A 13,358-nucleotide genomic window follows, 5' to 3' on the forward strand; every position below is an offset into this window, starting at 1 on the left:
CCAAAATGGTTCGGTTTAACGTCAGAACTAGTGGATAAAAACATTCCAACAACACCAGCTCAAAGGCAGCGTAACACTTTGGCTCCGTAGCGTGAGTTATTCCCAATTATTAGACATTACTATTTCCTATGAAATGGAATGTGAACAAGGCTAAGTATTTTTTTCTTGAATATAGAAACAATAAAAGTCCCTGTTTCTAATAAGGAAATTAAACATGTTGTATCTTGAGTTTCTATTTTTGCTCGTGATGCTGTATATCGGTTCACGGTATGGCGGCATTGGTCTTGGTGTTGTTTCAGGTATTGGTTTGGTCATTGAGGTTTTTATCTTCAAGATGCCACCAACCTCCCCACCCGTCACTGTAATGCTGATCATCCTTGCGGTGGTTACTTGTGCTTCCATTCTTGAAGCCGCTGGCGGTTTGAAATACATGTTGCAGGTAGCCGAGCGCGTACTGCGTAAGAACCCTAAGCGCGTTACCCTCATTGCACCGTTCGTCACTTACTTTATGACCTTTCTACTTGGTACTGGTCACGCGGTATACTCCATCATGCCAATCATTGGCGACGTTGCGTTGAAAAACGGCATTCGCCCTGAGCGTCCGATGGCTGCGGCATCCGTTGCTTCTCAAATCGCAATCACGGCATCACCAATTTCAGCCGCTGTGGTTTACTACCTAGCACAGCTGTCTGACATTCAACACGAAATCACCTTGCTATCGATTCTTCTCGTAACAGTACCAGCAACCTTGTTTGGTACGCTGTTGATGTCGCTATACAGCTTGAAACGCGGTAAAGAGCTTGAAGATGACGAAGAGTACCAAGAGCGTCTAAAAGATCCGGTTTGGCGTGAGAAAATCTTAAACACAACGGCAACTTCTTTGGACGAAGTGCTTCCAGCGAGCGCACGCAACTCTGTTTTGCTGTTCATTCTGTCGATTCTTGTGATCGTCGTTATTGCGATGTGGCCGGAAGTGCGAACCATCGTCGATGGCGCGAAGCCAATCAGCATGGCGGTGGTTATTCAGATGATGATGCTCTGCTTCGGCGGTATTATTTTGCTTGCGACCAAAACCGACCCACGTGACGTGCCAAACGGCGTTGTTTTTAAATCCGGTATGGTGGCAGCGATTGCTATCTTCGGTATTGCATGGATGTCAGATACCTACTTCCAATACGCGATGCCTCAATTCAAGTCCGGCATTGTTGAAATGGTAACCAACTATCCTTGGACATTCGCACTCGCGCTATTCATCGTATCAGTAGTAGTGAACTCTCAAGCAGCAACAGCGCGTATGATGTTACCTGTTGGTCTCGGACTAGGCTTGGACCCTGCACTGCTTATCGGCTTAATGCCTGCGGTTTACGGCTACTTCTTTATCCCTAACTACCCTTCTGATATCGCGACAGTAAACTTCGATACTTCAGGTACGACTAAGATTGGCAAGTGGTACTTCAACCACTCATTCATGTCTGTGGGTTTAATTGGTGTGATTGGCGCTTGTTGCTTGGGTTACGTGCTAGGACAAATGATCATTCCTTCGTAACTAACCAACTTATAGTTTGGAGCGAGTCATTGTACGTTAATGTACAGCCTGAAGTGACTCGCCCTTTCTTTATTCTCAAAGCTATATACAGCGAGAAGAAGTTAAAGAAGAAAGTCGTCATCGACAGCAACAAAATGGTCCGCGCAATCAATCAAGGTTTGGGAAGTTAACTTTGGTACGCCATACACTGTGACTTTCTTGTTAAAGCGTTGCTGAATGCGTTCCACCAACAAACTAAAATCGCCATCGCCAGATACCAGAACCACTTCATCCACTTCCGGCGCAATCTCAATCGCATCTAGTGTAATACCTACATCCCAGTCGCCTTTCGAGCTCCCGTCACGACGTTGAATATAAGGTTTAAGCATCACCTCAAACCCAACACCACGCAAAATATGGTGGAACTGACGCTGTTTTGGGTCATTGCTCGCAATGGCATAGGCACGCGCACTCACCACTTCTTTTCCTTGTGTCGCGACATACCAAAACTGGTTGTAATCAAAATTGCTGCGGTACGCTTCACGACAGGTGTAATACACGTTCTGTACGTCGACTAAGATTGCGATCTTTTGTTTGCTTTCAGAGTTCATCTATTTAATACGCTTTATTTGTTTGCCGCATACCCTATGCCACTTTGGACCAAAGCACAATGAGCTAATTCCACTAAACTTACCGTATAACGTGATAAACGAAGTCTCGCGTTTCAAGGAGGGAGCCATGAACAAGTCGACGTTAGCCCTTTTGCTTGCATGCCTCATATCAGGCAATGCGTTTGGTTATCCAGCACACTCACAGTACTGGCCACATCGCAGTGTCCTATACTTTGCCCCTGCGAATGACGACCACGTAAAACAGTTTTTGCTCGAAGCTTTGATGAATGAATGTGAATTGGAAGACCGCGATGTGATCACTTTAGTGATTGCAGAGGACGGTTTTACTGAACCTTCATGGTTAAAAGAAGAGTTCGATTTGAAAATGCTGGCTGCTCTCTACGAAGTCAAAGCAGGTCAACACACTGCGATTCTTTTGGGTAAAGACGGAGAAGAGAAACACCGCTGGGGTGCGAAGACTGATTGGCAGTTCATCAACGATTTGATCGATGAAATGCCAATACGAAAAAGAGAGATGCAACAGAAACGCAGTCCTTGCGCGATCTAATGCTTAAGACTAAGTCTTCAGTTATTTTCCAAACCAATCCAATTTGCTGTGCAATTGCGTCACGCTGCCAACCACAATCAACGCAGGGCTCACTGCTTGTTCTGCCATATTAGATAGCTCGTTCAGCTTACCTTGGAATACGCGCTGCTCTGTACGTGTGCCGTTTTCAATGATAGCGCATGGCATCTCTGGGTCTAATCCATGTGTGATAAGCTTATCCATGATATGACCGCTTTGCTTCAACCCCATATAGAACACAAGCGTGTTGTTTGACTGCGCTAGCGAGTGCCATTCAATCTCACGGCCATCTTTTTGTACGTGGCCAGTAATGAACTGAACGCTTTGCGCGTGGTCACGATGCGTTAATGGAATACCTGCGTAAGCCGTTGCACCCGCAGCAGCTGTGATACCCGGAACCACTTCGTATTTGATGCCGAATTCTGCTAGCTCTTCTAGCTCTTCACCGCCACGACCAAAGATAAATGAATCGCCGCCTTTTAGACGTACAACGCGTTTACCTTCTTGCGCTTTTTGCACCAAGATTTGATTGATTTGATCTTGAGGCACGCAGTGAAAGTCCAACTTTTTACCTACGTAGATCATCTCTGCTGATGCGTGAGCCAATTCTAGAATGTCTTTCGACACCAATCGGTCATACACCACAACTTCGGCTGCTTGAATGGCTTTTAAGCCTTTTACTGTCAGTAAATCTGGGTCACCCGGACCTGCACCAACAAGAGAAACAAAGCCGCTGTTTAAAGATGAGTTAACAGTTGTCATATCAACGCCTATCGAAAAATTTAGATATAAAGAGAGACTCTTGGCAAAGAAACGCTTTTTATAGCCAAATAGCTTATTAGTATATGGGAACGAGGTTCCCTGCTCTGGAATCCTTCATTTAAGGAATGACAGGCTTTTCGCTTTGCTTGTTATCGCATTAGATGAGCAGTATTTGTTGAACTGCTCCTATATGAGTCATTCCCGAAAGCGACGAAGGAGCGTAGTCGGGAATCTCTCAGTTCAAGTCCAAAGAGAGTCCCGACTTGTTCATTATCTAATATTGGCAATAAACCTCGATTATTTAGCCATTGCAGGCTGTGCTTTTACTTCTTCTTCAGCATTGATAGAAGGCGCAGTTTTAGCGTGAGTTAGGTACAGTGGAATACAAGTCATCACTAGACCACCAACGATGTTACCTAGGATGGTTGGGATAAGGTTGAAGTTCAACCAAGTCGCAATACCGAAATCAGCACCTAGAATCATACCTAGTGGGAATAGGAACATGTTTACCACTGTGTGCTCAAATACTAGTGCGAAGAAGATGAAGATTGGGAACCACATCATTGCTACGCGACCAGATACTGAACGCGCTGTCATGTTGCCGATAACGCCTAGACACACCATTAGGTTACAGAAGATGCCGCGAACGAAACACGTGATCCATCCGTCCATACCCATGTTTTCGAAACCAAGACTACGTGCTGTAGAAACAGCGACGAATTTCTTCGCTACTGCGTTCAATTCTAGAGAGAAGTTACCTGTTAGAGAGATAGCCACTAGGTAAGCAACGATTAGAGAACCGATTAGGTTACCCAAACCAACCAACCCCCAACAACGGAAGATACGACCCCAAGTGATACCAGGACGGTTTGCAAATTTAGCTAGAGGAGCCAGACCAAAAACACCTGTTACTAGGTCGTAACCCATCACACTTAGAATCACGAAACCAACTGGAAAGACAAGCGCACCCACAACGCCCACGCCCGTTTGTACGATAGTCGTAATAGCCACAACCACCGCTAGCGACAGGATGATACCCGCCATTGTACCGCGGAGTAGCAAATCGCGAGTACTAGTGTTGGTTTTCGCTTCACCCACGTTGATCATGGTTTGAACGAATTCTGCAGGCTTAAAATCAGTAGACATGAATGTGTCCTTATTCAAAAAGTGAAAGTTAAAAAATTAAAGATTGAATAGAGAAAGGCTTCCCGTTAACTCAGTAACATCTCGCTTCCCTGTCCCCCGCAGATGACTCTGGAAAGCCTTTACCTATTAAATCTAGATGTCGGTTCATTCCCTCCCCCTTAGAGGAGGGAATGGAAACCACGCTTATGCAGAAATCTCTACTTCGCCGTTGGTTACGCGCGTTTTGTACGCTTTCACGCTAAAACGCTCGTCTTCCATGCACGCACCTGTAGTCAGGTTAAAGCGCTGCTTTTTAAGTGGGCTTGCAACCCAAAGCTCGCCTTGGTGCTCACAGATCAAACCGCGAGAAAGCACGTTTGATTGGAAGAACGGGTCTGTGTTGCTGATCGCCAGCACTTCTTCTGCTTGTTTTGGGCGGAATACCGCAACTTGCTGACCATCAACCAGTGCACAAACACCCGTGCCCGGTACGATGTCGCTGATTTGGCAAATCTTTTCAAATGACATAATCAACCTTCCCTTATGCTTCAGTGATCGCTACGTGTAGGATGTCGCCTTTCGCTTCAGGGTGTTTTTCCGTGAAGGTTGCTGGGCGGTGCTGTTCACGCTCTTGTACAAACACGACGTTTTCATCGCGCTTGTCAGAGTTGATGAAGTGCGCGAAGCGAGTCAGTTGTGATTCGTCGTTGATAGTCGCAGTCCACTCACACTCGTATTCGTCGACAAGCTTCGCTACGTCTGCTTCTAATTGCGCGTTGATGCCAAGTTTGTCGTCAACAATCACTTCGCGTAGGTAGTCAACGCCACCTTCCATGTTTTCCATCCAAACTGATGTGCGTTGTAGTGGCGCAGCAGTACGGATGTAGAACATCATGAAGCGGTCGATGTACTTGATTAACGTTTCTTTATCTAGGTCACTTGCAAGTAGGTCTGCGTGACGAGGTTTCATGCCGCCGTTACCACATACGTACATGTTCCAGCCTGCATCAGTCGCGATGATGCCAAGGTCTTTACCTTGTGCTTCCGCACACTCACGAGTACAGCCAGAAACACCGAACTTCATCTTATGAGGTGTACGAATGCCTTTGTAACGATTCTCGATGTAGGAACCTAGACCAACAGAATCTTGAACACCGTAACGACACCACGTTGAGCCAACACATGTCTTCGCCATACGAAGTGCTTTTGCGTACGCTTGACCTGTTTCGAAACCAGCGTCGATAAGCTTGCGCCAGATCTCTGGAAGATCGTCTTTTTGAGCACCAAACAGACCAATACGTTGAGCACCGGTTACTTTGGTGTATAGGTTGTATTCTGCAGCAACGTTCGCTAGCGCACCCAGTGCTTGAGGCGTTACTTCACCACCCGCCATACGTGGGATCACAGAGTAAGTACCGTCTTTTTGGATGTTACCTAGGAAGTTGTCGTTCGTGTCGTGCAGTTTAACCAGTTGTGGCTTAAGAATGTGCTCACCCCAGCAAGAAGCCAAGATAGAACCAGCCAATGGTTTACAAACTTCACAGCCATAACCTTTACCGTATTTTTCTAGAAGCTCATCAAACGTTTTGATCTCTTCAATGCGGATTAGGTGGAATAATTCTTGGCGTGAGTATGCAAAGTGCTCACACACGTCGTTCTTCACTTCGATGCCAGATTTAGCAAGCTCAGCATTTAGAACAGAAGTGACTAGAGGAATACAACCACCACAGCCTGTACCTGCGCCAGTCACGGCTTTGATGTCGCCCAATGTGTGGTGACCATCAGCAACCGCTTGTGCGATCTTGCCTTTGGTTACGTCGAAACAAGAACAGATTACTGCGCTTTCTGGTAGAGCGTCTGCACCTAGTGCTGGTTTCTCAGCGCCTGCGTGTGCAGGAAGGATCAACGCATCCGGGTGCTCTGGCAGGTCGATTTCATTCAACATAAGTTGAAGCAGGTCGCCGTAGTCAGAGGTGTCACCGACCATAACCGCGCCAAGTAGTTTCTTGTTGTCTTCAGAAACGATAAGACGTTTGTAAACTTCTTGCTCTTCGTTTTGGTAAACGTAACTCTTACAGCCTTCGGTACGACCGTTCGCGTCACCGATTGAACCTACTTTTACACCAAGAAGTTTCAGCTTCGCAGACATGTCAGCGCCTTCGAATTTGCTTTCTGTGTTACCTAGCAGGTGATCAACGGCAACTGTCGCCATCTTGTAACCAGGAGCAACCAGGCCGTAGAACATTTCGTTCCAAGACGCACACTCACCGATGGCGTAGATGTTCTCATCAGAAGTCTGACAATGGTCGTTGATAGCAACACCGCCACGAGGTGCCACTTCTAGCTCCATTTGGCGCGCTAGTTTGTCTTGTGGACGAATACCTGCGGAGAATACGATGAAGTCTGTTTCTAGCTCTGAACCGTCAGCAAAACGCATAACGTTGCGTGCATTTGTGCCTTCTGCCGCGATCTCAAGCGTGTTTTTGCTAGTGTGAACGTTCACGCCCATGCGCTCGATCTTTTGACGAAGTTGGTTACCACCAGCTAGATCAAGTTGCTCAGCCATTAGCTTTGGTGCGAACTCAACAACGTGCGTTTCTACACCTAGTGCTTTCAATGCACCAGCTGCTTCAAGACCTAGCAGACCACCACCGACAACAACACCTGATTTGCTCTTCTTCGCACACGCTTCGATCGCTTTAAGATCTTCGATAGTGCGGTAAACAAAACAGTCTTTGCTTTCGTGACCTTTGATAGGTGGAACAAATGGGAATGAGCCAGTAGCAAGAATCAGCTTGTCGTATTGAACTTCACGACCAGTGCTTGAGTAAACAATGCGGTTTTCACGGTTGATGTTAATCGCACGCTCACCGATCAACATGTTAATGCCGTGTTTCTCGTAGAAGCCTTCTTTCACTAAAGAAAGTTCATCTGCAGTATGGTGAGAAAAGTAAGAGGAAAGGTGCACACGGTCGTATGCGACACGAGGTTCTTCACAGAAAACCGTAATGTCCATATTAGACATATCAGCTTTCTCGACTAAGTCTTCGATATAACGGTGGCCTACCATACCGTTACCGATGACTACTAGCTTCAACTTGCTCATTGTACTTCCTAAGGGTTAGGTTCTTATAACTGAGCGCATTGTTAAATGTGAAAGAAAATTAATACATGATGTAAATCAATTACGGAATCAAACTACCCTAAAGGGGTAGATAGGTTAAAACCCTCGATTTAAAAGGGTCTAACGGTAAATTTGCTACATCTTTGTGTAGTAATTCATCACCGAGAAAATAAACTCTTAACATTTCTTCATAAATGAAATGAATCTATTTGGCTGGTACGTGTTGAAAACGGTTTAGCAGTATTGAATTTGCTTGAAAAAATTCAACATTTTATGATGCGATAGAACTAGCTCAGAGTAAGCCCTACTCTTTTACACCATTAGGCTGTGCTGATTATATTTCAATTGGTTTGTCCATAATCACAACGTTGCGTCCTTTATCTTTGGCTAGGTATAAGTTTTTATCCGCAACCTCAAAGGCTTGTTCGAGTGCTTTCTCGCATGCATCCACACTCGGATAAGGCGTTATTTTTGTCAGAGGCACCGCCCCTACTGAAATGGTCACAACTTGTGATGGAAGATTTTTGGCATGTGGAATGGCTAAAGCCTCTACGGCTTGTCTTAAATGTTCTACCTTTGCTTGAAGCACATCTAAGGTATTCCCGTAAACAAGCAAGGCAAACTCTTCGCCGCCTAATCGAAACGAAGGTTGGTCTTTACCTAAAAACGAGCGAAAGAGTTCAGCAACATCACATAACGCGTTATCCCCTTCGATATGTCCGTATGTGTCATTAAACTTTTTAAAGTTATCGATATCGCACAAAACGAAGCAGGCATAATTCATACTACCTACCGTTTGCTGAACAAACAGTGGTGCAGTACGTTTATACAAGTAACGCGACCCTAATCCCGTCAAGGCATCAGTATCAGTTTGTTGACGAAGAACGCGCAACTGGTTTTTGATTTTCGTAATCAAGCTGGAATATGAACGAGCTAAGTCACCAATTTCATCCGATCGCTGAATTTCAGGAATATACGATTGGTCGATCTTTTCAATGTCTTTTTTCATCGACATTGAAAGACGCTTGAGTGGGCTAACAATCCACATGGTGACCATGTATATCATCACCATAGAGATTAACGAAGCGATTAACGCCTCATTAAGCAGCTCTTTAATTAGCGTCGTTTTGATAGTGTCGAGTTTACTTGCATCTAATACCGCCCAAATGTAGCCACCGTTTACGTTTCTTAAAGGCAGACAAACATGAAGCACCGATAGATTGGCATCGTAGTAGAAGTCGGTTTGTCGAAGATAATCTTTTGTCCATGGCAGATTGGTATCTTGATTGAGCCCCTTGCTGATTTGTAGTGCCTCTAAATCAACCTTTGCTTTGTTGATAAGGTATTGGAGCTTATTACGCTTAATTTCATCTGTGTCAGGCGTCGCTGCCAAGATGTGCTCAAGGTTCCCCTTTTGCGCTTGGAGCGCCCTTACCTCCTGATCGCTGACATCAATTCGCCACACTTGATTGGATTGTGCCAAATATCGAACTGCCACTTTTTGTTCTTTGTAATCTGACGTGCCGGAGACCTCAACAAACAGTAGACCATCGATGGCTCTGAAGTTCTCTTTGGTCGAAGGCATCATCAAGTTTGCGTAATTACGACCCGCTATAGAGCCGGAGAGAAACGTCATTTGTGAAGACAGATGCGTTTTCGCCATAATCACTGCATGTTCGATACGCATATCCCATTCACTTTGGAAGCGCGTATAGGACAACCCAGAAATAATGGAAATCACTAAGACCAGATGCGATAAAAAAAGCATCTGGTTTATCGTCAACCAACCGAAAACTCGATTACTCACTTTGGACTACTGCTTATCTTTGTACACATCCAAAACGGGCTCTGCGCAAGTACCGTTTATACAGATGTCCTGATAAGTAGTATGGCAACTTTGACAAAACGAAGGCGCCAATGAAGGATGTGTATGGCTAATGTCTTTTCCTTTACGGTCATAGCTACCATAAATTGCCATACCTCCAATATGTTCTGTCACCCACACGATACCTTCTACTTCTGAAATCGCCACCGCAGTCGGTCCATCTGTATACGGACCGTGAGTTTTGTATTGCTCTATTTTGTTCGGATTCACTCGGATAGTAAGTGGTGACCCCTGACCATTGTTGATCCAGCTGTAGGCTCTTACGGATTCTTGAATAAATAGTGAAGTATCTGGCGGCAGGACAGTATCTGCAGGTAGGTTTTGTGACTCTTTAACAACGGGCCAATCTTGCCACCCTTCTGGGTAACTTGCCATTGACGCTGCAAAAGCAGTATAAGATGCAGTGCTCATCATCAAGACTACGATTTGCCTGCCCAATTGTGTTAACACGTGTGTTTCTCCATAAACCGAATACGCTCTTCCTGAGCAAAAAGACTAACACTTTCATATATTAACAAGTGTTAATATATGATGTTATCAATTAGCCCTTAGTAATGCACATAGTTTATAGACAACAACGTTCTGTTAATACAATTGAATGATCAAATTGGGATCATTGAGCAATTATGCCCAGCCAAAAATCAGGGTGAAATAGAATTAAGAGTTAGATGTAAAGGTTATTGATACTTTTATCGAAGAATCACAACGAAAAGGCGAATTCTCACGACCGATTGGTCAGAGGTCTGAATTGAAACAAGAAAGAGAATGGAGGCGCCTCCCGGAGTCGAACCGAGGTCCACGGATTTGCAATCCGCTGCATAGCCACTCTGCCAAGGCGCCATAGTGTTTCGTATTGAAACTTTGAAAGGTTCGTCAGAGCGTTTGCTCTTTCGATTATCACCACGTTACTAAACCGAGATAAAGTCGTTTATCTTCAACGACTTCGTTTTAATAAGCAGCAATTATACAGTAAACATTTAATAGATATGTAATGGTACTTTATTGAATGGAGGCGCCTCCCGGAATCGAACCGAGGTCCACGGATTTGCAATCCGCTGCATAGCCACTCTGCCAAGGCGCCTCAACTGGAGCGACACACGAGGTTCGAACTCGTGACCTCAACCTTGGCAAGGTTGCGCTCTACCAACTGAGCTAGTGTCGCATAATTTGAGATGGTGCCCCGAGCCGGAATTGATGGTCCGACACTTGGTCGGTCAACTCGACGGCGGGATATTAAATTCACCCACTCAATTTTCGGATGGTGCCCCGGGCCGGACTTGAACCGGCACAACGCGAACGTCGAGGGATTTTAAATCCCTTGTGTCTACCAATTCCACCACCAGGGCAACGCAATCAATGCGATGGTAACACCATCTGTTCTAACGACCTTCGCCGTGAGAACGAGGCGTACTTTAACGGATTAAGATTTTAGGTCAACAACAAATTTTGTGTTTTTGATTCATACGGTTAAAAAGCAAACTTATTAGATCATACAATCACCAACTCGAATAGTATTTCATCGCTCACTTTGCCAACCGCAAGCAGAATTTGAAAATTCTTCTGAACTAAATTCGATGTTGACGTGTAGATCTACGTCATTAAGTTTAAGAATTCAGCGTTTGAATTAACCCCAGGGTCAAAGTTTGATTTTAGTTCCCCATAATCGAAAACCGGGCACTAAGCGCCCGGTTCTTATACATACAAACGCTCAGTTTAAAGCTTAAATCGAGAAAGTTCCGATTTTAAGTTATTCGCTAAGAGGTTCAATTGTTGCGCTTGCCCAACAGCATCCACCGCATCACTTGCCATGACTTCACTCACTTCACGAACCGACTCAGTATTAGCATTTATTTCCGCAGTCACTAGTGATTGCTCTTCTGCAGCAGACGCTATTTGTGTTGCCATATCACTAATCTGCTGGATCGCCTCTCGGATTTTTGACAGACTCTCGCCAGCCAAGTTAACGTCATGGACACTAGTTTTTGCCATGTCATGACTTTGTGTCATCACTTTCACTGCACCATCTGTAGCTTGTTGCAAGCGCTTTATCTTATCCTCAATCTCTTCTGTTGAAGCATGTGTACGTTGCGATAGCACTCGTACTTCATCTGCAACGACAGCAAAACCGCGCCCTTGTTCGCCAGCTCGCGCCGCTTCAATAGCCGCATTCAATGCAAGTAAATTAGTTTGCTCTGCAATTTCTCGAATTGTCGCTAAGATGGTTGCAATCTGATTTCCATGTTCCTCAAGCTCGCTAATTATGGAAACAGCATTGGTAAGTTCATCAGCAAGTTCGTTGATTGACAACTGGCTTTTTTCCATTTGTTTAAAGCCTTGCTCACTAAGTTCAACAGAATGGCTTGCACTTTTCGCTGTGTTGTCAGCATTTGAAGCTATTTCAGCCGTCGCAGTCGCCATTTCAGTTACTGCGGTAGCGACCATTGTAATTTCATCTTGTTGCCTACTAACACTTTCATTACGTTGCGTCGCATTTACATTGGCATGATCAGCGCCTTTCGTCATCGCCGTCGAAACTTCGCTAACATTTTTCATCATTTGACGTAAGCGATCTACGAATACGTTGAACTTATCTGCCAATTGACCAACTTCATCTTGGCTAGATACCTGTAGTCTTCGAGTTAAGTCTCCTTCACCTTCTGCAATATCAGCCAGCGCCTCACTTACACGACCAAGTTCAACTAACTGACGCGCAACGAACCAAGAGGTAGCAATTGCCATAACAATTAGAACAAGCAGCCCCGTGGTAATTTGACTACTAATCATGTCAAATAACGGTTGTTCTAACACGCTCTTGTCCATTTCAATAACGAGTAACCAATCGGTATTTTCAATGGGTTCTGCCATCACGACTTTATCTTGCCCATCAACAGTAGTGAAAATTGTAGCTAAGTTTTGAGACGCTTGATTTAAGCTGTCAATATTTAGCTCAGGTGCAATCTCAGAGACCTGTTTCAAGATAAAGTCTTTGTTTTTATGCGCAACGACCGTACCTTGACGATCGATTAGAATTGCTTGACCAGCACCAGGCACCTCAATTGCCAACACGTCTTTTATCAACTTATCCAAAGCTAAATTAGACGCTGCGACACCGATAATTTGTTCATTTTCAATAACAGGGTCAGTAAGTGTCACAACGAGTGTTTGCATAGTTACACTAACATATGGTTTCGTTGTTATTGCTTTGTTTTCCGCCAACGTTTGCTTGTACCATCCACGTACGCGTGGATCGTACCCAGATTTGTTTAACGAAGGATCGTGACGAAACATCTCTCCTTGTTTGTTGCCGTAATAACTAAGACCGAAACCACCAGAGATTAAGGTTTGCCGTAAGTGAGGAACAATATCCAATGAAGTATCGAGCTGAATTTGTCGCTTCAAGCCATGTACCGCTTGCTTCTTGTCATAAAACCAATCACCAATACCTTTTGCATTTGCATGTAATATATTTCGACTTTCACTTTCTATTGCTTGCCAACTATTGGTTTGAAAGGTCTTGTAGCCAATAAAAAGAAGAATCGCAGATGTGATTGCAATTGCCAAAACGACAGAGAAAACCATTTTCCTCTTTAGACTTAATTGCATAAATAGAGCCTCTTATAAAACCACTGATAAAAAAGAATTTTCTCATCTAAGCAATTCTTTTTCAGCGATATAAATCTCACATCAATTCAATTGGTTACATATAATCATCCATTTGTGATTTGCATTCAATTGTGGGT

General features: G+C 44.5%; 10 protein-coding genes and 4 tRNA genes. 2 read left to right on the plus strand and 12 right to left on the minus strand.

All coding sequences use genetic code 11. The features are described from left to right. Window positions 1-214: 214 nt before the first annotated feature. Entirely contained in the window at window positions 215-1,546 is a 1,332-nt protein-coding gene (locus tag J4N44_RS22105) for an anaerobic C4-dicarboxylate transporter (protein ID WP_005446939.1), read from the plus strand. Between the two features lie 101 nt (window positions 1,547-1,647). Here the strand turns inward: J4N44_RS22105 and J4N44_RS22110 are convergent, their stop codons facing one another. Then, the gene (locus tag J4N44_RS22110; RefSeq protein WP_005446941.1) at window positions 1,648-2,136 is read right to left on the minus strand and encodes a LabA-like NYN domain-containing protein; all 489 of its coding nucleotides are present in this window, start codon (window positions 2,134-2,136) and stop codon (window positions 1,648-1,650) included. Between the two features lie 127 nt (window positions 2,137-2,263). Between J4N44_RS22110 and J4N44_RS22115 the strand changes: the two genes are divergently transcribed. Continuing rightward, on the plus strand, window positions 2,264-2,704 hold the full coding sequence (locus J4N44_RS22115) for a DUF4174 domain-containing protein (protein WP_252045146.1): 441 nt from the start codon (window positions 2,264-2,266) through the stop codon (window positions 2,702-2,704). A 21-nt stretch (window positions 2,705-2,725) separates the two neighbouring features. On the opposite strand, the gene cobA is transcribed toward J4N44_RS22115, so the two are convergent. The 11 genes from cobA to J4N44_RS22170 form a co-directional block, all read right to left on the minus strand. Next, complete coding sequence (cobA, locus tag J4N44_RS22120) at window positions 2,726-3,484, minus strand: uroporphyrinogen-III C-methyltransferase (protein WP_252045147.1); 759 nt, start codon at window positions 3,482-3,484, stop codon at window positions 2,726-2,728. 297 nt (window positions 3,485-3,781) lie between these two features. After that, window positions 3,782-4,630: a formate/nitrite transporter family protein gene (locus J4N44_RS22125; protein WP_005446948.1), complete on the minus strand. Its 849-nt coding sequence runs from the start codon at window positions 4,628-4,630 to the stop codon at window positions 3,782-3,784. Window positions 4,631-4,813: 183 nt separating this feature from the next. Further along, a complete protein-coding gene (nirD, locus tag J4N44_RS22130) occupies window positions 4,814-5,137 on the minus strand; it encodes a nitrite reductase small subunit NirD (RefSeq protein WP_252045148.1) in 324 nt (107 codons plus the stop codon). Between the two features lie 13 nt (window positions 5,138-5,150). Continuing rightward, the gene (gene nirB, locus J4N44_RS22135) at window positions 5,151-7,715 is read right to left on the minus strand and encodes a nitrite reductase large subunit NirB (RefSeq protein WP_009696659.1); all 2,565 of its coding nucleotides are present in this window, start codon (window positions 7,713-7,715) and stop codon (window positions 5,151-5,153) included. 352 nt (window positions 7,716-8,067) lie between these two features. Continuing rightward, window positions 8,068-9,420 carry a sensor domain-containing diguanylate cyclase gene (locus tag J4N44_RS22140; protein ID WP_080971581.1) on the minus strand — a complete coding sequence of 451 codons (1,353 nt, stop codon included), beginning with the start codon at window positions 9,418-9,420 and terminating at the stop codon, window positions 8,068-8,070. 126 nt (window positions 9,421-9,546) lie between these two features. After that, window positions 9,547-10,032, minus strand: coding sequence for a hypothetical protein (locus J4N44_RS22145; protein WP_110415895.1), 486 nt, complete (start codon window positions 10,030-10,032; stop codon window positions 9,547-9,549). A gap of 352 nt (window positions 10,033-10,384) precedes the next feature. Beyond that, window positions 10,385-10,458 (minus strand) — tRNA-Cys (locus J4N44_RS22150). 167 nt (window positions 10,459-10,625) lie between these two features. Then, window positions 10,626-10,699, minus strand: a tRNA-Cys gene (locus tag J4N44_RS22155). A 5-nt stretch (window positions 10,700-10,704) separates the two neighbouring features. Further along, a tRNA-Gly gene (locus tag J4N44_RS22160) sits at window positions 10,705-10,780 on the minus strand. A 97-nt stretch (window positions 10,781-10,877) separates the two neighbouring features. Beyond that, window positions 10,878-10,964: transfer RNA gene (locus J4N44_RS22165), tRNA-Leu, on the minus strand. A 367-nt stretch (window positions 10,965-11,331) separates the two neighbouring features. Further along, a complete protein-coding gene (locus J4N44_RS22170; protein ID WP_029790853.1) occupies window positions 11,332-13,221 on the minus strand; it encodes a methyl-accepting chemotaxis protein in 1,890 nt (629 codons plus the stop codon). Window positions 13,222-13,358 lie beyond the last annotated feature (137 nt).

The organism is Vibrio sp. SCSIO 43155, assembly GCF_023716605.1.
Lineage (GTDB): Bacteria > Pseudomonadota > Gammaproteobacteria > Enterobacterales > Vibrionaceae > Vibrio > Vibrio harveyi.